The sequence below is a fragment of the Beijerinckia sp. L45 genome, assembly GCF_009765775.1.
In the GTDB taxonomy this organism is placed as follows: domain Bacteria; phylum Pseudomonadota; class Alphaproteobacteria; order Rhizobiales; family Beijerinckiaceae; genus RH-AL1.
Genome location: NZ_LMUU01000071.1, coordinates 1 through 19,070, shown reverse-complemented (window position 1 = coordinate 19,070; position 19,070 = coordinate 1). Strand labels below are relative to the sequence as shown.

Genomic DNA, 19,070 nt, shown 5'->3' with positions numbered 1-19,070 from the left:
GGTCTCCTCAAACGAGCTTCGTGGACGCTTGATGGATGGCCGCACGGATGCGGCCGTAGGTCGCGCAGCGACAGACGTTGCCGTCCATCGCGCCATTGATGTCGTCGTCGGTGGGTTTTGGCGTCTGAGTCAGAAGGCCGACGGCCGACATGATCTGACCGGACTGACAGTAGCCGCATTGCACGACGTCGAGGTCGCGCCAGGCCGCCTGCACGGCTTCGGCGACCTTGCCGTGGATGCCTTCGATGGTCGTGATGTCGTGGCCCGTCGCAGCGCTCACAGGCGTCTGGCAGGAGCGGACGGGCTGCCCGTCGAGATGCACCGTGCAAGCGCCGCATTGGCCGATGCCGCAGCCGTATTTGGTGCCGGTCATGTTGAGAATATCGCGTACCGCCCAGAGCAACGGCATATCCCCGTCCAGGTCGAGGTCATGGCTCGCGCCATTGATTTTCAAGCTGATCATTTTTGTCCTCCGTTGGCCGGGCCATACGCCCGGCTCCTCGGTCGTTTCGCGGTGGTTCACTCGGCGACGAGGGCTCTGAACGGAGCCCTCGCATTTCAGTTTAATACACTTCCGGCTCGATATCTACCGGTCGGTATGGTTTGGCGGACGCGACACTGCGATACAGCAGTGCTACCGCAAGTACACATTATCGCGATCGATGAGGTCCATGACACCCTCCGGCATGTCGGGGACGGTGATGCGCGGATGGCTCGCCCATCGAGACTCGTCACCATCGAGCGGTCGAATGTCACCTCTTGCATCCGAGCGCGGCTCGCGTCTGGACGTGTTGTCTTTGAGCTGGTTGCGGATGCCTTCAGGGTCGATGATCTGCTCGCAATCCTGCACGACAACAAACGGCGTGGAGCGCACGAGCCCGGTCGTGCGGTTCCCGAGGCCTGGTCCGCCCTAGAAAATGCCGGAAGGTGATCGTTCAAGACTTATTGGCAAGACTTATTGGCGCTCGCCCCTCGGGCACAGCATCGTGTGATTGCTGCCGTTGACCGAGAGGTCGCGAGACGATAGGGCCTTGCGCGACGCGCCTTGAAACCGTGTCGAGACAACAAGTTAACCGTATGCGCGCGGTTGGCATCGTCTCCTATCTGAGGATGTCGCGTGTTCGACTCCATCCAAGCCGACGATACCTGGGATGCCGGCGACCTCGGCTGTGGGCACCTGTTGCTCGCCCTGCGCAGGCGGCTGAGCGCGATGCCCGGCGGGATCATCCATTTGATCTCCCACGATCCCGGATCGCCCGAAGATCTGCCGGCCTGGTGCCGGATCACCGACAATACCTTGCTCCGCCACGACCCCGATGCGCACGCGTACTGGATCCGCTCGCGCGACAGATGGTGAGCGTCAAACAATCACCTCTTTTCCAACGAGGACATCATGCCCGGCAAATTCGTCATCAGCCTGTCCCACGCCAAGAACGACACCGACAAAGCGACGCTCGCATTCGTCATCGCCAACGCAGCGGTTGCATCCGACAAGGACACGCTGGTGTTCCTGTCCGTCGAGGGCACGCGACTGTCGCAGCGCGGCTACGCCGACGACATTCATGAAGAAGGCTTCGCCCCGTTGAAGGACCTCATGGCGAACTTCGTCGAGGCAGGCGGCAAGATCTTCGTCTGCTCGCCGTGTTTCAAGAAACGCTCGCTCGACGAGACAAAGCTCGTCGACGGCGCTCTCATCGTCGGCGGCGCCAAGCTGGTCGAGTTCATGTCCGACGGCAGCCCTTCCGTCAGCTATTAAGCCGCCGAACACCGCCGCTTGCATCGACCATCTCTTGGACCCGACGATGACCTCGACACCTTTCACGCTTCACCGCCGCCGCCTGCTTGCCGCCGGATCCGGCGTTGCCATGTCTTCGCTGTTCAAGCCGGCCTTCGCGCAGACGAAAAAGCTTCGCTTCGGCGTGGGGCCGCTGCTGCCGAACCCGGACGACACGAAGAAAGTCTACGGCCCGGTCTTCGCGCATCTGGCAAAAAAGCTCGGAGTCGACTACGAGCTATTCGCCACAACGGACTGGGCGGGCATGGCGGTCGCCATGGGTTCCGGCCAGCTCGATGTCGCCTGGATGGGGCCGTGGGGCTACATCATCGCCAACAACGCGACCGGCTGTCAGGCCATCGCCACCGCGAAATACGACGATAAGCCTTTCTACCACGCGATCGTCATCGCCAAGCCGGACCTCGCGATCGCAAAATTTCCGGACGACACGCGCGGCATGACGATGTCCTTCGCCGACGTCGGCTCGACGTCGGGCTGGCTGATCCCGACCTTCACCGCGAAACGGACCTGGACGATCGACCCAAAAACGTTCTGGACGTATCGCGAAGGCGCGACCCATGCGGCCAACGAGATCGCCGTCAGCTCGGGCCAGTCCGATCTCGCCACCGACTTCGACCGCAATCGCAATGCGATGATCGCCAGCGGCAAGGTGGCGGCCGACGCCAACAAGATCGTCTGGACCTCCGATCCGCTGCCCAACGATGCGATCGTCGTCAGCCCAGCTGCGACACCGGAGTTTGCCGCGCAGGTCCGCGACATTTTGAGCGCCATCACACTCGATGAGGCCAAAACGCTGCTGCCGAACCGCTACACCGGCTTCGTCCCGGCGACCCACGCCTCCTATGCAACGATCGAGCAGGCCGGCATCGCGGTCGGCAAGATCAAAGCCAAAAGCTGAAGCGCGCCGGTCATGACCGCGGCGGAGCGCGAACTCTTCCGGATCGAGACCTTGGAAAAGGGTCTCGGCCGCCGCGTCCGCTTGTGGATCGGAGCGGCGGCAATCCTTGCGTTCTACGCGACGGCGTGGAAACTCGCCGACGTCGATCTCGGCCGTCTCGTCCAGGGGCTCCCGCGGCTGTGGAGCTGGATCGCAAAGGCCTGGCCGCCTGATTTCACCGAGGTGCCGGTGTTCGTCCAGCGCACCGCCGAAACCGTGGCGATGGCGGCGCTCGGTACCACGCTGGCAACGATTCTGGCGGCCCCGATGGCGATTTTGGCGAGCCGCAACATCACGCCCATACCGCTTCTGTCCTATCCGGCACGCTGGGTGCTGAACGCCCTGCGCAGCATCGACTCTTTCATCTTCGCGCTGCTGTTCGTCGCGGCCGTGGGTCTGGGGCCGTTCGCCGGCGTCCTCGGCATCGCCCTGCACACCTGGGGCAGCGCGGCAAAATTGTTTTCCGACACGATCGAGAACGCCGATCTCGGCCCTTACGACGCGATCCGCGCGACCGGAGCCGGCCGCTTTCCGGCGCTCGCCTATGCGCTGCTACCCGACCTGCTGCCGGTGCTGCTGTCGACGGCGCTGTTCTGGTTCGAGTTCAACGTGCGCGCCTCGACCGTACTCGGCGTGATCGGCGCCGGCGGCATCGGCCAGGACCTGAAGAACAGCATGGACCTGCTGGATTTTCCGCGCCTCGCCACGATCCTCGCGATCATTCTCGCGACGGTGACGATCATCGATCACGCATCGGCCTGGATGCGACGCCGGCTCGTCGCAGCATGAGCGGCCCCCTAGAAACGCCGCGGCTCGAGGCGACAGGTCTCAGCAAGCGCTACAAGGGCCGCGTTGTGCTGGACGACGTCGGCTTTAGCGTCGCTCAAGGCGAACTCGTCGCCATCCTCGGCCCGAGCGGCGCCGGCAAGACCACGTTGTTTCGCTGTCTGACGGGGCTGACGGCACCCGATGAGGGATCTGTGAGGATCGGCGGCGCAGCGGTCACGAAAGATGCAGGGCGCGCGCGGCGGCGCGTCGCCATCGTCTTCCAGCACTACAATCTGGTCGGCCGGCTCAGCACGCTGGACAACGTGCTGGCCGGCCGTCTCGGCCATGTCTCGGCGTGGCGAGGCATCACGCGTCGCTTTTCGCGACGAGATCGCTTGCTGGCGCTCGACTGCCTCGATCGGGTCGGACTTCTGAGTTTCGCCACGGCGCGCGCCGACACGCTGTCCGGCGGACAGCAGCAGCGAGTCGCGATCGCCCGCGCTTTGGCGCAAAGCGCCGACGTCATCATCGCCGACGAACCCATAGCCAGTCTCGATCCGACGGCAGCGGCCGGCGTGCTCGATCTGCTGCGCGGCATCGCGCTTAGCGACGGCGTCGGCGTCGTCTGCAGCCTGCACCAAACGCATTTCGCCCGCAGCCACAGCGATCGGATTGTTGGGCTCGCGCAAGGGCGCGTCGTTTTTGACGGACCCGCCGATGCCTTCGACGAGGCGGCCGCGATCCGCCTCTATGCGACGCCGATCTCGGAGCCGGATCCCTCGTTGAATCCGACGCCTCGCTTTCAGGACATTCATCCATGACGCCGATGCAGCAGCATTCTCAGCCGGCCGACGTCGGCTTCGACGGCGGCGACCTCGACTGCGGCAATGGCCTGCTCTTGCTGATCCGCCGACACATCAACCCGTTGCCGCGCGGCGGCTTGCTGGAGATCCGATCGACGGAGATTTCGGTCGACGAAGACTTGCCAGCCTGGTGCCGGCTGACCGGCAACGAACTCGTGTCCGTCACCAAGGTCGGTCTGCAGCGCAGCTTTCTGGTCTGCAAAGGCGCGTTGTCGGAACGGGTGGTGTTAAAACCCATGTCGACCGAACGCGCCGAGCGCGTGTTGAGCTTGCGCGAGCGGGTCGTGCCGGTGACCATCCCGACCTCGCTGCCGCAGCCGGCAGCCGCGCCAGAAATCGTGCCGCTGTCGGTGATGGGCATCGGCAGCTGGCCGCGGCCGCGCTGGCTGATGCGCGCGCTGCACGAACATCTCGAAGGCCGCCTCGGCGACGACGAGTTCGAGGCAGCGGCCGACGATGCGGTGCGCCTGGCGGTCTCCGCCCAGATTGCGGCCGGCGTCGACGTGGTGAGCGACGGCGAGCAGCGGCGCGACAGCTACGCCAGCTTCGTCGGCGCACGCCTCGACAATTGCGAGCTGATCCCGTTGACCGACATTCTGCCGCTGGTCGACGACCCCGAGCATTTCGCCGAAGAGCTCCGCGCCCTCGACGTGCCGGCCGCCGACGTTCGCCATCCCTTCGTGTTCGGGCCGCTCGGCCGCAGCCGTCCCCTCGTCGCCCACGAGGTGCGGTATGTCCGCACGCTTACCGACAAGCCGGTCAAGGTGGCGCTCCCCGGTCCCTACCTGCTGACGCGGACGATGTGGCTGGAGTGCCTCGCCGACCAGGCCTACGCCTCCCGCGAGGCTCTGGCCGCCGATATCGTGCGCATCCTCCGGGAGGAAATCTTCTTTGCGCTCGCCGAAGGCGCCGCCATCGTCCAGCTCGACGAGCCGGTGCTCTCGGAAGTTGTCTTCGCCGCGGTAACCGGCAGCAGCCGCAGTTTCATGTGCGGGGCGCTGAGCGCCCGCGGCAATGTCGAGACCGAGCTGAGTTTTGCCCGCGAGCTGTTGCACGCCGTTCTCGACGGTGTGCCGCGCGAGCGGGTGGCGATGCACATGTGCCGCGGCAACTGGACCCGCGACGAAAGCGCAGCCTTAAGCGGCGACTATGCGCCGCTGATCGACCTATTCAAGCAGTTGCCGATCGGCATGCTGCTGCTGGAGACCTGCACGCCGCGCGCCGGCGACCTGGCGATCCTGAAAGCACTGCCTGACGACATGCGGGTCGGGATCGGCGTCGTGAACCAGAAACTCGATGCTGTCGAAAGCGTCGCGGCCATCCTGGCGAAGGCCGAGGACGCGATCCGGCTGCTCGGCGCCGAACGCGTGCTGCTGACGCCGGACTGCGGCTTTGCGACCTTTGCCGACAACCCGCTGGCCTCGTCGGAGGTTGCCGCTGCGAAGATGCGGGCGATCGCCGAAGCAGCGGTGATTCTCAAGGCGGGTTACGGCGTCTGAAGCGGGCTGCCGTTCCTCTCGGCAACGGACATGGCGCTTTCGACAGCACTGCGACTTCCTTGATGACACGGATGCGAGCGGCGGATGCGAGCATGTTAAGGGATCCTCGATCGAGATCGGCGGTTCCCTCACCTGCGTGTCGGTAGTGTTGCGCACTGCGTTCGGTGCCGTTCGACCGGACCAGGTGAAGGTGTGCTACAGCAGATCCGAACAACCGTCGCTTCCACGGTCGCGAACGGCGCAGCGTCGGGCGCCGATGGATGATCTTTTGACCTCTCAGCCCCTTCAGGACTTCGGGACCTTGATGCCGTTGCAGGATGCGCTGTCGAGCGTCCTGTCGGCGATCGATCCGGTCGCGCCGAGCCAGCGTGCTCTGCAAGACGCATCCGGCCGCATCGCGGCCGAGACCATTCGTTCCGTTCAGGCTCATCCGACGATGCGGATCGCACTGCGTGACGGCTACATGGCCGTTTCTCAGGAAACCATCGGCGCCACGCCGTATGCGCCGTCCTATGTAACCGGACCTCTTCGAGCCGTTCGCGCCGGAGAAGCAATGGCGGAGGGATGTGATGCCGTTCTCCCGCCGGATGCCATCATCCAGAGTGCAGCTTGCACGGAGGTACTCCTATCGACCTTCCCCGGGTCGGGCGTCCGCGACCCCGGGGAAGACCTCGACGTCGGCGGCGTCATCGTCTCCGCCGGTGATCAGCTTCGCTCCGCCGTTCGTGCGCTGCTCGGTCTTTGCGGCATCGAAAATGTCCTCGTCAGAATCCCTCGTCTGAGTATCGAGGGCGCCGGTCCCGTGGCCCGCATGATCGCGGACCTTGCTTCAGCTGTCGGCGCATCGATTGTTGATTCCGCCGAAGCCGATGCGACGGTCTGCCTTTGCGAGCCCGGGTATGCCGCTTCGGCGACGTCAGTGAAACGCTTCGCCGCTCAAGGCAGGCTCATCGCGCACGGGCTTGCCATTCGCCCCGCCGCCTCGACCGCTATCGTCATGGTGCCGAAAAAGGGCGGTGGGGCGCGCCCCGTCTTCATCGTGCCTGACCGCATGGAGGACGCGCTGGCGGCCTGGCACCTGGTCATCGCCCGTTGTCTCGCCTCGCTTGCCGCCGCGGCCCCCTCCCAGCCCTCCGAAGTGCTTCCGCTATCGTCCAAGATCGTCTCCGCACCCGGATGGACTGAGCTCGTCCTGTTGCGTCGGACGGCGGCCGGCCACGCAATGTGGGAACCGATCGCGACCGGCAGCGTCTCCTGGGCAGCATGCGCTTCGGCGGACGCGTATTGCCTCGTTGCCGCGGAACATGAGGGTTTTCCCGTGGGGACGCTTTTGCGAGGCTCGTTTCTTTGAGCCTCCGCACCGGCCGCATGGCTCCGGGCAGCTTTAAGCCCTAGATGAAACGGCTGCCGACCCGCTACAAGGCGCCGATGATCACGCCCGACATAGATCCATCCCGCCTCGCGTCGTTGAGACAGGAGCAGTTCCTCACCATTTTGTCGCGCGAAGACGCGAAGGCCCGGTTCGAGGCGGCGCTGTCGATGCAGCCGCTCGGCACCGAAGTCGTATCGCTCGCGGCAAGCCTCGGCCGGGTGCTGGCCGAAACCTTGCGCTCGCCGATCGACGTGCCGCCGTTCGATCGCTCGCACGTCGATGGCTTCGCCGTGCGAGCCGACGACGTCGCCCGGGCACGGGACAATGCGCCCGTCGTGCTCGACCTCAACGCCGAGACGATCGGCTGCGGCGTTCTGCCCAAGCTCACGGTCTACGGCGGGTCGGCGACGCCGATCGCCACCGGCGGCCCGATTCCGCGCGGTGCCGATGCGGTGGTCATGGTCGAGCAGACCGACATCGACGCGACGGGGGGCGTGCTGGTGACGCGCGCCGTAAGCCCCGGCCAGAACATCGGCTTCGCCGGCTCGGACATTGCCCGCGGCGAAACCCTGCTGCGCCGCGGCGGCCTGATCGGTTCGCGCGAGATCGGCATGCTCGCCGCCTGCGGCATCGCGACGGTGCCGGTCTACCGCAAGCCGCGCGTCGCCGTGCTGTCGACCGGCGACGAACTGGTGCAGCCCGGCGAGCCGCTGCGCCCCGCCGCGATCTATGATTCCAACGGGCCGATCGTCGCCGCGGCGGTTGCCGAGAACGGCGGCGAGCCGATCGCCTTCGGCGCGCTCCCGGACCGCGCCGACCAGCTCGACGCGGCGCTCGCGGATGCCCTCGCGACCTGCGACATGATTATCCTCTCGGGCGGCACGTCGAAGAGCGCCGGCGATCTCACCTACCGCTCGGTGTCGCAGCTCGGCCGACCCGGCATCATCGCCCATGGCGTGGCGCTGAAGCCCGGCAAGCCGCTGTGCCTCGCCGTCGCTGACGGCAAGCCTGTCGTCGTGCTACCGGGATTTCCGACCTCGGCGATGTTCACGTTCCACGATTTCGTGGTGCCGGTGCTCCGCGCGATGGGCGGGCTGGCAGCCCGGCACGACGTTGCCGTCGAGGCGACGACCGCGGTGCGCATCCTCTCCGACCTCGGCCGCACCGAATTCGTGATGGTGGCGTTGTCGCAAGCCGACGACGGCCTCGGCGCCTTTCCGCTGTCGAAGGGATCGGGGGCCGTCTCAGCCTTCTCGCAGGCCGACGGCTTCATTACCGTCGACGCGCTGAGCGATCGGGTTGCCGAAGGGACCCGATCGCCGGTCACCTTGTTCGATTCCGCAGTGCGCGTGCCGGACCTCACCATCATCGGATCGCATTGCACCGGCCTGGAGGCGGTGATCGACCGGCTGGCCGAACAGGGGTTCGGCGTGCGCACCGTCGCCATCGGGTCGAGCGGCGGCCTGTCCGCCGCGACGCGCGGCGAGTGCGACATCGCGCCGATGCACCTGCTCGATCCTGTCAGCGGACTCTACAACGCGCCGCTGCTCGGGCCTGAGCTCGTGCTGGTCGAGGGTTGGCGGCGCATGCAAGGCTTCGTCTTCCGCGAGGATGATGCGCGTTTCGCCGGTCGCGATCTCGGTACGGCGCTCGCCACCGCGCGCACGGATCCGACCTGCCACATGGTCAACCGCAATGCCGGGGCCGGCACGCGCGTGCTGATCGACAAGCTGGTCGGCGCGACGCGGCCGCTCGGCTACTGGAACCAGCCGAAGTCGCACAATGCGGTTGCCGCCGCCGTGGCGCAGGGCCGCGCGGACTGGGGCATCGCTATCGAACCCGTTGCGGCTGCCTATAAGCTCGGCTTCCTGCCGATCGCGGAGGAGCATTATGATTTCGCCGTCCCGATCGGGCGGCGCGACAGACCGGCGGTGCGGGCTTTCGTCGCGGCGCTCCGTGAGACGCCGGTTCAGGCTGCCCTGCGCGATCTCGGGTTTATCCCTGCTTCAGATGGCGTCGAGCGAGGTCTCGGCTAGACTGAGCCGGTCTCGCTATCCGGCGTTCGAGCGCGCGCAAGAAAACCTCATCCGATCAACGACGCCCAACCTTTGGGGCAATTGACACCTCGACCCAGGATTGAAACGGTTCGTCGGGCGCACTCGACCTGAGAGAATGAGTTTCCATTACAACTTCATCCTGGTCGCCTTATCGATTGCTGTGGCGATCCAAGCCAGTTTTGTCGGATTGAGCTTGGCGCATCTCGTCCCGGGCGCTTTCGCGGCCAATCGGCGAAGGCTGCTTGCCGGCGCGACTGTATCGCTCGCGATCGGCATCTGGGGCATGCATTTCATCGGCATGCTCGCGATCGAAACGCCGATCCGGATCGACTACGCGATCCTCCCCACGCTGATTTCTTTCCTCATCTGCGCCTTGGTGACGGGCGTCGCGATCTACCTCGCGAGCCTCCGCTCCACTTTGATGTTGATCGTTGGATCCGTGATCATGGGGACGGGCATCGCTTCGATGCATTTCGTCGGCATGATGGCGCTCCACGCCAGCGTCCATATGGAGCATGCCCCGCTGTTTGTTCTCGCAAGTATCGCCATAGCGATCGTTGCGTCTGGTCTGTCGCTAGCCCTGGCGTTTATGACGCTACGGCGGCCGGCGTTCTGGCTCTGCGCCGTAGCGATGGGAATCGCGATTTCCGGCATGCACTATATGGCCATGGCGGGAACGGCCTTCCATTCGATGCCGTCTCCCGATCCCGCAGGCGAGGCCATATCAGGGGACTATCTGGCGATGATCGTCAGCGTCGTCGCCTTCTCGATCTCAGGCGCCTTCATGTTGACGCTGGTGCCAAGCGCGTCCGATGAAAAGCCAATCCGTGAGACGTTTAAAGCGAGCGGGCTGCCGCACGACGCTGCGATCAGCCGGGGTCCATCAGAAAGTGTTGCCATCGATCGATCGGCGCGGGAAGGGCCTCTCGCGCCCGTGATGGCGTCGCCGCCTTTGGACATGTGCGCAGCGTTGCCGATCGAAAAGAATCGGAGCCGATGTCAGATTGCCCTGACCGATATCGTCTCCGTCCATTCGAACGCCCATTACACCTATATCTTTGATGGCCATGACGACCTGTTCTGTCCGCTGACCATCAGCGAGATAGCCGAGCGTCTGCCAAAGCAGACGTTTTACCGCACCCATCGCAGCTATATCGTGAGCCTGGCGCATGTGGTCAGCGTGAAGAAAGCGGCGAATTCTGGCGTAGCCGAGATAGGCTCGCCGGTCAGGCGTACCGTGCCGATCAGCCGAAACCGCATTTCGGATCTTCGCGCCTGCCTCATGGCCTTTCAGGCCGATGCTCACACTGGCGAAAACCGTATCTAAGCGGATTCTCGTCATCCACCGCACTGGCCGGCATCGCGCGTAGACCGCGAGCCGTTCTCGACGCGATCCGACATCGTCCTTTGTGGGTCCGTGATGCAACGAGATTACATCCTTCGGCAGATGCATTTGGTGCAACCGCCGATGCATTTCGTGCAGAGCACGGCATTTAGGGCAGTTTACACTCCGCTCGTGCGTTTGCGCTTGTCGGACGCGCCCTGAGCTCCGGATACTTCCCATCCCGACCGGCCCCGAAACGACATGCGTTGAGGGAAGTCTGGAAAGGCGACGAGGCTCTCTCAGAAGCCCGTCCGCTCTGGGAGGAGCATCGATGATACCGGGCCGATTCGACTATCATCGCCCCGCCTCGATCGCGGAAGCCGTCGCGCTTCTTGCGAGTCTTGGCGACGAGGCAAGGCCGCTCGCCGGCGGCCACAGCCTCATCCCCCTCATGAAGACGCGCCTGGCCACACCGGAGCATCTGGTGGACCTCGGGGCCATTGCGAGTCTCAAAGGCATCCAAGTCGACGGCGACGACATCGTCATTGCGGCGATGACGACGCAGGCCGAACTCATCGGCTCCGCGCTCCTGGCGGAACGCATCCCGCTTCTCAAGGAAACCGCGCTGGTCATCGCGGATCCGCAAATCCGCTACAAGGGAACCCTGGGCGGAAACGTCGCCAACGGCGATCCGGGCAACGATATGCCGGCGGTCATGCAATGTCTCGACGCGGCATACGAAGTGGTCGACGAGGCCGGCCCGCGCAGGATTCCAGCGCGCGCCTTCTATTTTGGCGCTTACGATACGGCGTTGCAGGCCGGTGGCATCGTGACCGCGGTTCGGATCAAGGTCCCGCCCCACGGCCACGGCTACGCCTACGAAAAGCTGAAGCGCAAGATCGGCGATTACGCGACCGCCGCCGCGGCCGTCGTCCTCACCGTTGCCGACGGCCGCTGCGCGACGGCCTCCATCGGCCTCACCAACGTCTCGGAAACGCCGCTCTGGGCCGAGGAAGCGGCACGGATCCTCGTCGGATCTACGTTGGATACGGCAACCCTAGACCGAGCCGTGGCCGCCGCGGAGTCGATCACGAATCCGGCGTCCGACATGCGTGGGCCCGCCGAGTACCGGACCAAGATGGCGGGCGTGATGCTGCGCCGCGCGATCGAGCGGGCGAAATCCCGCGCCACGGCTTGAAGGGGGCGCGCATGGCCAAGACACTCATCGAACTCACCATCAACGGCGAACAGGCCGAGGCGCTCGTCGAGTCTCGCACGCTGCTGATCCATTTTCTGCGCGAACAGATGAACCTGACCGGTGCCCATATCGGTTGCGACACCGGCCACTGCGGCGCCTGCACGGTGGAAATCGACGGCATGTCGGTCAAGAGCTGCATGACCTTCGCGGTCCAGGCCGCAGGCGCGCAGATCACCACGATCGAAGGGATCGCCGGTGCCGACGGAACGCTGAGTGCGGTCCAGGAGGGCTTCCGGATGATGCATGGCTTGCAATGCGGATACTGTACGCCAGGTATGATCCTGCGCGCGCACCGCCTCCTCCTCGAAAACCCGGCTCCGACGGAAAGCGAGATCCGCTACGGAATCGCCGGCAATCTGTGCCGTTGCACCGGCTACGTGAACATCGTCAAGGCCATCCAATATGCGGCGGCCAAGATCAATGGCACCCCGTTCCAGGAGGCCGCGGAATGAACGAGCATAGCCCGATCGACGTCGACCGCGCGGAGCGCACCGAAAAACTGCAAGGCATGGGGTGCCGCCGCAAGCGGGTCGAGGACATCCGCTTCACGCAGGGCAAAGGCACTTATGTCGACGACGTCAAACTCCCCAACATGACGTTCGGCGACTTCGTCCGCTCGCCGCATGCGCATGCCCGCATCATCAGCATCGACACCGCGCGCGCCAAGGCGCTTCCAGGCGTCGTCGCGGTACTCACCGCGGCCGATCTGAAGCCGCTAGGCTTGCACTACATGCCAACGCTGGCGGGCGACGTCCAGGCGGTGCTGGCCGACGAGAAGGTGCTGTTCCAGAACCAGGAGGTGGCGTTCGTCATCGCCAAGGATCGCTACATCGCCGCGGACGCCATCGAACTCGTCGACGTCGTCTACGAGGCGCTGCCGTGCATCGTCGATCCGTTCCTGTCGATGGCACCGGACGCGCCGATCCTGCGCGAGGACATCAAGGACAAGATGACCGGCGCCCACGGACCGCGCAAGCATCCCAACCATATCTTCGAGTGGACCATCGGCGACCGCGAGGCCACCGACGCCGTGTTCGCCACGGCGGACGTGACGATCAAGGAGATGTTCGTCGATCACCGCACCCATCCCTCGCCCTTGGAGACCTGCCAGTCGCTGGCGTCGATGGACAAGGTCAAGGGCGAACTCACATTGTGGGGCACCTTTCAGGCGCCGCATGTCGTGCGCACGGTCGTCTCGCTGATCTCCGGACTGCCGGAACACAAGATCCATGTCATCGCGCCGGACATCGGCGGTGGCTTCGGCAACAAGGTCGGCGTCTACGCCGGCTACGTCTGCTCCGTCGTCGGGTCCATCGTGCTCGGCGTGCCCGTCAAGTGGGTCGAAGACCGCATGGAGAACCTCTCCACGACGTCGTTCGCTCGCGACTACCACATGACCACCGAGCTCGCCGCGACCAAAGACGGCAAGATCCTGGCGATGCGCGTTCATGTGCTGGCGGATCACGGCGCGTTCGACGCCTGCGCCGATCCGTCCAAATGGCCCGCCGGATTCATGAACATCTGCACCGGCTCCTACGACATCCCGGTGGCGCATCTCGCCGTCGACGGCGTCTATACCAACAAGGCGGCCGGGGGCGTCGCCTATCGCTGTTCGTTCCGGGTGACCGAAGCGGTCTTCGCGATCGAACGCGCGGTCGAGGTGCTGGCGAAGAAACTCGATATGGATTCGGCCGAACTGCGCATCCGCAATTTCATCAAGCCCGAACAGTTTCCGTATCACTCGGCCCTGGGGTGGGACTACGACAGCGGCGACTATCCCACCGCTATGAAGAAGGCGATGGAGGCCGTCGGTTACGCGCAGCTGCGCGACGAGCAAGCGAAGAAGCGCGAAGCGTTCCGACGCGGCGAGACGCGCGACATCATGGGAATCGGCATCGCCTTCTTTACCGAGATCGTCGGCGCGGGCCCGTCCAAAAACTGCGACATTCTCGGCGTCGCCATGTTCGATTCCGCGGAGATCCGGATCCATCCGACGGGCTCGATCATCGCGCGGATGGGCACGAAGAGTCAGGGGCAAGGCCACGAAACGACCTATGCCCAGATCATCGCAACGGAACTCGGCATCCCCGCCGACGATATCATGATCGAGGAAGGCAACACCGACACGGCGCCTTACGGGCTCGGCACCTACGGCTCGCGGTCGACGCCGGTCGCAGGCGCGGCGACCGCCGTCGCGGCGCGGAAGATCAAGGCGAAGGCGCAGATGATCGCGGCCTATATGCTCGAGGTTCATGAAGGCGATCTCGACTAGGACGTCGACCGATTTCGCGTCAAGGGCCTGCCGGAGCGGTTCAAGACGATGAAGGAGATCGCGTGGGCGGCCTACAACAGCCCGCCGCCGAACCTCGAGCCGGGCCTGGAGGCGGTGAACTATTACGAGCCGCCGAACATGACCTACCCGTTCGGCGCCTATTTCTGCATCATGGATATCGACGTCGATACCGGCGTCGCGAAGACGCGACGTTTCTATGCGCTCGACGATTGCGGGACGCGGATCAATCCGATGATCATCGAGGGTCAGGTCCACGGCGGCTTGACGGAGGCTTTTGCCTGCGCGATGGGCCAGGAAATCCGCTACGACGCGACCGGCAACGTGATGGGCGCGAGCTTCATGGATTTCTTCCTGCCCACCGCCGTCGAGACCCCGCATTGGGAAACGGACTTTACCGTCACGCCGTCGCCACACCACCCGATCGGTGCGAAAGGCGTGGGCGAAAGTCCCCACGTCGGCGGCGTCCCGTGCTTCTCCAATGCGGTGAACGACGCCTACGCCTTTCTCGACGCGGGGCACATCCAGATGCCGCACGACGCATGGCGGCTCTGGAAGGTCGGCGAACGTCTCGGCCTGCATCGCTGAACGCGGGCCGGCGACGTTACGACAACGGTACCGTAACAGACGTTTAGCCCGGTCAGGCTGGGCGCACCGGTCGAATGGCGAAAACAGGAATGGTCGGAGTATGTCCGCCCGTCAAATTCCCGCGAACTATCGGATCGAGACAGTGAAGATCCCACAGGACGTAATCGCATCCAAGATGACTGCGGCGGGCTATATCCCCGACCGCGAACTGGCCACGGCTCTATGGCTGATGGACAGCCTGTCGCGTCCCCTTCTGCTGGAAGGCGAGGCCGGCGTGGGCAAGACGGAGGTGGCGCGCGCGCTCGCCGAAACGCACGGCACCAAACTGATCCGGCTGCAATGCTACGAGGGCCTCGATCAAAGCAGCGCGCTCTACGAGTGGAACTACCAGCGCCAACTTCTCGCGATCAAGGCCCGCGAAGGCGCGGACGCCGATGCCGTCGAAGAGCACATCTTTTCGGAGCGCTATCTGCTCGAGAGACCGCTGCTTGCATCCATCCGCCAACCCGTATCGCCAGTCCTTCTCATCGACGAAATCGACCGAGCCGACGAGGAATTCGAGGCTTTTCTGCTCGAACTTCTCGCGGATTTTCAGATCTCGATTCCCGAACTCGGCACGATCACCGCCACGACCATTCCGCGCGTCGTCCTGACGTCGAATGGCACGCGCGAGCTGTCCGACGCGCTTCGGCGCAGGTGCCTGTACCATTACGTCGATTTCCCCGAGGCCGACCGCGAAGCGCGGATCGTGTTGTCGCGCATCCCCCACATCGATGCCGCCCTGGCGCTTCAGGTGGCGACGATGGTTGGCCTGATCCGCAAGGAGGAGCTGCGGAAATCGCCCGGCGTCGCCGAAACACTCGATTGGGCCGCAGCGCTCGTTGGACTCGAGGTCCGCCACCTGCAGGACGATCCGGAAACGGTGCACGCGACGATGATGTGCCTGATCAAGACGGCGGAGGACCGGTCACGCATCACGCCGGAGGTCACCGCGCGCCTTATCGGCAAGGTCGCCTGAGGTGAGGGCGCTCCGGCAATCCGAGGGCAGCCTGGGCGCCAGCGTCCGTGAGCGGCTGGTCGCGTTCGTCCGCGTTCTCAGGGACAACGGCCTGGTCATCGGGCTCGCGGAGACACACGATGCGCTGCTGATCATGAGCGAGCCCGGGGCGGCACGGCCGCATCGACTCCGGGTCGCCCTACGCGCGTTGTTTTGCAACCGGCGGTCCGACCTGCAGAAATTCGACGATGCCTTCGACGCGTTCTGGTTTACCCGAAACACGCGGTCCGTCGTCAAGTTGGCCGGCGTACCGACGAAGGCGCAAGCCGGACAGTTCGCCCCGCGCACCGGCACGTCCGATCAACCCGGCGCGGGTGCTCCCGATCCCGTCCAGCGCGGCGAAGGCGACGACACATCGCAGGGCGGTCGCGGCACGCGCGAAGGCGCGTCGCACGTTGAAAACCTCGCGCAAATCGACTTCCGCCATATCGTGGCGCCCGGTGACATCGCAGCGGCGCATGGCATCGCCGCGCGGCTGGCGAAGAGCATGCGGGCCCGGCTGACGCGGCGGATGCGCGCGCGTCGTCGAGGGCAAATCCTGGACTTGCGTCGCACCATCCGAAGTAGCGTCGCCCATGGCGGTGTGCCGTTCCAGTTGGCGTATCGGCAGCGGCGCCATAAGCCGCTCCGTCTCGTCGTACTCCTCGATGCCTCCGGCTCGATGAGCCTCTATTCCGCGATCTTCCTGCGCTTCATGCATGGCGTGCTGGATTGCTTCCGCGAGGCCGAGGCTTTCGTCTTCCACACGAAACTGGTCCATGTCTCGCCGGCGCTGCGCGAGCGTGACCCGCAACGCGCCGTCGAGCGCCTGACGCTCATTGCCCAAGGGACCGGCGGCGGCACGCGCATCGGTGAAAGCCTCGCGACCTTCAATCGCTGGCACGCGAAGCGTGTCATCCATTCGCGCACCTGCGTCATGATCGTCTCCGATGGCTACGACACGGGGTCTACCTCGCAACTCGCCGACGAGATGGCGGCGCTGCGTCGCCGCTGCCGCCGGATCGCCTGGCTGAACCCGATGATCGGATGGCAGGATTATGCGCCTGAGGCCGCGGGGATGAAGGCGGCGCTCCCTTACGTCGATCTCTTTGCGCCTGCCCACAACCTGGCGAGCCTGCAGGCCCTCGAACCTTATCTGGCGAGGATCTAATATGCCGATCCGCCCCGACGTGCTCGATCTTGCCATCCGGTTCAAGACCAACGGCGATCCGTTCGCGCTGGCCACGGTGGTTCGCACGGTCTCGGTGACGGCGGCAAAGGCCGGCGCGAAGGCGGTGATCGGGGCCGATGGCACGATCTCGGGGGGATGGATCGGCGGCGGATGCGCGCGGGGCGCCGTTCTTCGGGCGGCGCGCGAGGCCCTGGCCGACGGTTGTCCCCGCCTGATCAGCATCCAGCCAGCCGACCTTCTCCAGGAGCATGCCGTAACCGCCGGCGAGACGCGCGACGGGATCTTCTATGCGCGGAACATGTGCCCGAGCCAGGGGACGATCGACGTGTTCGTCGAGCCGGTTCTGCCGCGGCCCCAGCTGATCATCTGCGGCGCGTCACCAGTGGCGGTCGCGCTGGCCGATCTCGGACGTCGGATGGGATTTTTCATCGTCGTCTGCGCGGCGGCTTCCGATCATGCCGCTTTTCTCGATGTCGACCGGCTCATCGACGGATTCATGATCCCAGCCGGGGGCTACCTCGTCGTTGCGACACAAGGCAGCGGCGACAAGGCCGCCCTTCAGGCGGCGGTCGGCGCGTGCGCGAAATACCTCGCGTTCGTTGGATCCCGCAAGAAAGCCACCGCTCTGAAGACCGACCTCGCTGCCGGCGGCATAGATGCCGTGGCGCTCGACGCGATCCGCGCGCCAGCGGGCCTGGATCTCGGCGCGATCACGCCCGACGAGATCGCGCTCTCCATCATCGCCGAGATCATCGGCATCCATCGGCACGGGCAAAGAGTCACCGCGCCACAGCAGGGGACGACCTCATGGACATGAATGGCATACAACGCATCGAGGCCTCTCGGGAGGCCGTCTACGCCGCGCTCAACGACACGGATGTGTTGCGGCAATGCATTCCCGGCTGCGACGCGATCGAACGAACGTCGGAGCATCAGATGGACGCGAAGGCCACGCTGCGGATCGGACCGGTCAAGGCGACCTTTACAGGTAAGGTCACTTTGTCGGACTTGGACCCGCCGAACGGCTACACGATCTCCGGCGAGGGCGCGGGCGGCATGGCCGGCTTTGCCAAGGGCCGCGCGAGCGTCACGCTGGCGCCGGATGGCGAGGCGACGATCCTGACCTACCTGGTTTCAGCGGAAATCGGCGGCAAGATCGCCCAGCTCGGCGGCCGTCTCATCGACGGCACCGCGAAGAAGCTGGCGGGAGAGTTCTTCGAAAAGTTCGGTGCGATCGTCGGGGCACCCACCTCGCCTTCGGATGCGGCGCCCGTGGATCCATCTATCGCCGAAGCATTGGCGGGCGAACAGGCCGAGGATGCGCCGACGGAGAAGAAAGGATGGTTTGGCCGTATCCTCGGCACATCATCCGCGGCGGTGGTGCTTCTGACGTTAAGCGCAGGCCTATGTTGCATCGACGGCCACCACCATGAGGCTGACGCCGCATTGAGCCTGCCAACCTGCACGTCGCATCGTGCCGCGGCAGTCTGAGCCCGATGGTCCTGGCTGGGGCGGGAGGATTCTGACCCACCAGCATTGCAACACCTAACTTACTATTATCACTTCACATTCCAGCATGACGGCTGGGTGGTGTACCATTCATGTGTACCTCAAACGTGCGTACGTTCCAGCAAATTCGGTTGGTGGCTTTCAATCCAGCCGGCCGAAATTATTGCACCTAGAAGCTCATATGAGTGAGGGTGATGCCCGTTAGACGCGAAACGACTCGCCAAGTCGTCTTGATAGCTCAGAGGAGGATACATGTGGCCGTCCTGTCAGATCGTTTATAAAGTATAGATGTTTGCCGGAGCGGTTTTCCGGCAAACATCTATTGCTATACTTAGTTGTCAAGGTAGGCGAGAGTCGCGCTGTTTAATTCACCAAAAGCAACAGCGTTTATACTATTGACCTGATTAGTCCTCAAGGCATCAAGGTCGCTTGTGGACAGACTTTCGATTGTCGCGGCAGTAAGACCGCCAATTTGATTCGCATTAAGCGATGTAATTTGATCGGTCGAGAGCGCCTGCAGCGTGGTGGACGTCAGTCCGTTCATCTGCGTTGCGGTCAGGCCTGCCAGCTGGCTGGTTCCCA

Annotated in this window: 18 protein-coding genes and 1 pseudogene; 16 read left to right on the top strand and 3 right to left on the bottom strand. The window is 64.6% G+C overall.

Annotated features, from left to right (window positions below; translation table 11 throughout):
• Positions 1–7: 7 nt before the first annotated feature.
• The gene (locus tag GSQ79_RS07775; RefSeq protein WP_158808155.1) at positions 8–463 is read right to left on the bottom strand and encodes a (2Fe-2S)-binding protein; all 456 of its coding nucleotides are present in this window, start codon (positions 461–463) and stop codon (positions 8–10) included.
• 171 nt (positions 464–634) lie between these two features.
• Positions 635–874 carry a hypothetical protein gene (locus tag GSQ79_RS07770; RefSeq protein WP_158808154.1) on the bottom strand — a complete coding sequence of 80 codons (240 nt, stop codon included), beginning with the start codon at positions 872–874 and terminating at the stop codon, positions 635–637.
• A 243-nt stretch (positions 875–1,117) separates the two neighbouring features.
• On the opposite strand from GSQ79_RS07770, the gene GSQ79_RS07765 reads away from it, so the two are divergent.
• The 16 genes and pseudogenes from GSQ79_RS07765 (at position 1,118) to GSQ79_RS07690 (ending at position 18,470) form a co-directional block, all read left to right on the top strand.
• Positions 1,118–1,357: a sulfurtransferase TusA family protein gene (locus tag GSQ79_RS07765; protein WP_158808153.1), complete on the top strand. Its 240-nt coding sequence runs from the start codon at positions 1,118–1,120 to the stop codon at positions 1,355–1,357.
• 36 nt (positions 1,358–1,393) lie between these two features.
• The gene (locus GSQ79_RS07760; protein WP_158808152.1) at positions 1,394–1,756 is read left to right on the top strand and encodes a DsrE family protein; all 363 of its coding nucleotides are present in this window, start codon (positions 1,394–1,396) and stop codon (positions 1,754–1,756) included.
• 46 nt (positions 1,757–1,802) lie between these two features.
• Positions 1,803–2,693 carry a phosphate/phosphite/phosphonate ABC transporter substrate-binding protein gene (locus GSQ79_RS07755; RefSeq protein WP_158808151.1) on the top strand — a complete coding sequence of 297 codons (891 nt, stop codon included), beginning with the start codon at positions 1,803–1,805 and terminating at the stop codon, positions 2,691–2,693.
• Positions 2,694–2,705: 12 nt separating this feature from the next.
• Complete coding sequence (gene phnE / locus GSQ79_RS07750) at positions 2,706–3,521, top strand: phosphonate ABC transporter, permease protein PhnE (protein WP_158808150.1); 816 nt, start codon at positions 2,706–2,708, stop codon at positions 3,519–3,521.
• Entirely contained in the window at positions 3,518–4,321 is an 804-nt protein-coding gene (gene phnC / locus GSQ79_RS07745; protein ID WP_158808149.1) for a phosphonate ABC transporter ATP-binding protein, read from the top strand. Before phnE ends, phnC begins: the two co-directional genes overlap by 4 nt.
• The gene (locus GSQ79_RS07740) at positions 4,318–5,862 is read left to right on the top strand and encodes a 5-methyltetrahydropteroyltriglutamate--homocysteine methyltransferase (protein WP_158808148.1); all 1,545 of its coding nucleotides are present in this window, start codon (positions 4,318–4,320) and stop codon (positions 5,860–5,862) included. Before phnC ends, GSQ79_RS07740 begins: the two co-directional genes overlap by 4 nt.
• Before the next feature lie 268 nt (positions 5,863–6,130).
• The gene (locus GSQ79_RS07735; RefSeq protein WP_158808147.1) at positions 6,131–7,213 is read left to right on the top strand and encodes a hypothetical protein; all 1,083 of its coding nucleotides are present in this window, start codon (positions 6,131–6,133) and stop codon (positions 7,211–7,213) included.
• A 77-nt stretch (positions 7,214–7,290) separates the two neighbouring features.
• On the top strand, positions 7,291–9,270 hold the full coding sequence (locus tag GSQ79_RS07730) for a molybdopterin biosynthesis protein (protein ID WP_158808199.1): 1,980 nt from the start codon (positions 7,291–7,293) through the stop codon (positions 9,268–9,270).
• A 136-nt stretch (positions 9,271–9,406) separates the two neighbouring features.
• A complete protein-coding gene (locus GSQ79_RS07725) occupies positions 9,407–10,618 on the top strand; it encodes an MHYT domain-containing protein (protein WP_158808146.1) in 1,212 nt (403 codons plus the stop codon).
• A 328-nt stretch (positions 10,619–10,946) separates the two neighbouring features.
• Positions 10,947–11,813: a xanthine dehydrogenase family protein subunit M gene (locus GSQ79_RS07720; RefSeq protein ID WP_158808145.1), complete on the top strand. Its 867-nt coding sequence runs from the start codon at positions 10,947–10,949 to the stop codon at positions 11,811–11,813.
• Between the two features lie 11 nt (positions 11,814–11,824).
• Positions 11,825–12,325 (top strand): (2Fe-2S)-binding protein, encoded by a 501-nt coding sequence (locus GSQ79_RS07715; RefSeq protein ID WP_158808144.1) that lies wholly within the window; start codon positions 11,825–11,827, stop codon positions 12,323–12,325.
• Positions 12,322–14,751, top strand: a pseudogene (locus GSQ79_RS07710) (aerobic carbon-monoxide dehydrogenase large subunit). The gene GSQ79_RS07715 and the pseudogene GSQ79_RS07710 overlap by 4 nt, the downstream one beginning before the upstream one ends.
• 100 nt (positions 14,752–14,851) lie before the next feature.
• Positions 14,852–15,769, top strand: coding sequence for a MoxR family ATPase (locus GSQ79_RS07705; RefSeq protein WP_158808143.1), 918 nt, complete (start codon positions 14,852–14,854; stop codon positions 15,767–15,769).
• 1 nt (position 15,770) lies between these two features.
• Positions 15,771–16,958, top strand: coding sequence for a VWA domain-containing protein (locus tag GSQ79_RS07700; RefSeq protein ID WP_158808142.1), 1,188 nt, complete (start codon positions 15,771–15,773; stop codon positions 16,956–16,958).
• A 1-nt stretch (position 16,959) separates the two neighbouring features.
• Complete coding sequence (locus GSQ79_RS07695) at positions 16,960–17,796, top strand: XdhC family protein (protein WP_158808141.1); 837 nt, start codon at positions 16,960–16,962, stop codon at positions 17,794–17,796.
• Positions 17,787–18,470 (top strand): carbon monoxide dehydrogenase subunit G, encoded by a 684-nt coding sequence (locus GSQ79_RS07690; RefSeq protein ID WP_158808140.1) that lies wholly within the window; start codon positions 17,787–17,789, stop codon positions 18,468–18,470. Before GSQ79_RS07695 ends, GSQ79_RS07690 begins: the two co-directional genes overlap by 10 nt.
• A 349-nt stretch (positions 18,471–18,819) precedes the next feature.
• On the opposite strand, the gene GSQ79_RS07685 is transcribed toward GSQ79_RS07690, so the two are convergent.
• A partial coding sequence (locus GSQ79_RS07685; RefSeq protein ID WP_210253035.1) for a hypothetical protein occupies positions 18,820–19,070 on the bottom strand: 251 nt, incomplete at its 5' end.

Excerpts from the sequence above, each read along its gene's own strand:
- GSQ79_RS07725 (WP_158808146.1), top strand. The coding sequence starts at position 9,407 with ATGAGTTTCCATTACAACTTCATCCTGGTCGCCTTATCGATTGCTGTG.
- GSQ79_RS07720 (WP_158808145.1), top strand. The coding sequence starts at position 10,947 with ATGATACCGGGCCGATTCGACTATCATCGCCCCGCCTCGATCGCGGAA.
- GSQ79_RS07740 (WP_158808148.1), top strand. The coding sequence starts at position 4,318 with ATGACGCCGATGCAGCAGCATTCTCAGCCGGCCGACGTCGGCTTCGAC.
- GSQ79_RS07705 (WP_158808143.1), top strand. The coding sequence starts at position 14,852 with ATGTCCGCCCGTCAAATTCCCGCGAACTATCGGATCGAGACAGTGAAG.
- GSQ79_RS07715 (WP_158808144.1), top strand. The coding sequence starts at position 11,825 with ATGGCCAAGACACTCATCGAACTCACCATCAACGGCGAACAGGCCGAG.
- GSQ79_RS07760 (WP_158808152.1), top strand. The coding sequence starts at position 1,394 with ATGCCCGGCAAATTCGTCATCAGCCTGTCCCACGCCAAGAACGACACC.
- GSQ79_RS07775 (WP_158808155.1), bottom strand. The coding sequence starts at position 463 with ATGATCAGCTTGAAAATCAATGGCGCGAGCCATGACCTCGACCTGGAC.
- phnE (WP_158808150.1), top strand. The coding sequence starts at position 2,706 with ATGACCGCGGCGGAGCGCGAACTCTTCCGGATCGAGACCTTGGAAAAG.
- GSQ79_RS07695 (WP_158808141.1), top strand. The coding sequence starts at position 16,960 with ATGCCGATCCGCCCCGACGTGCTCGATCTTGCCATCCGGTTCAAGACC.
- GSQ79_RS07730 (WP_158808199.1), top strand. The coding sequence starts at position 7,291 with ATGATCACGCCCGACATAGATCCATCCCGCCTCGCGTCGTTGAGACAG.
- GSQ79_RS07755 (WP_158808151.1), top strand. The coding sequence starts at position 1,803 with ATGACCTCGACACCTTTCACGCTTCACCGCCGCCGCCTGCTTGCCGCC.
- GSQ79_RS07690 (WP_158808140.1), top strand. The coding sequence starts at position 17,787 with ATGGACATGAATGGCATACAACGCATCGAGGCCTCTCGGGAGGCCGTC.
- phnC (WP_158808149.1), top strand. The coding sequence starts at position 3,518 with ATGAGCGGCCCCCTAGAAACGCCGCGGCTCGAGGCGACAGGTCTCAGC.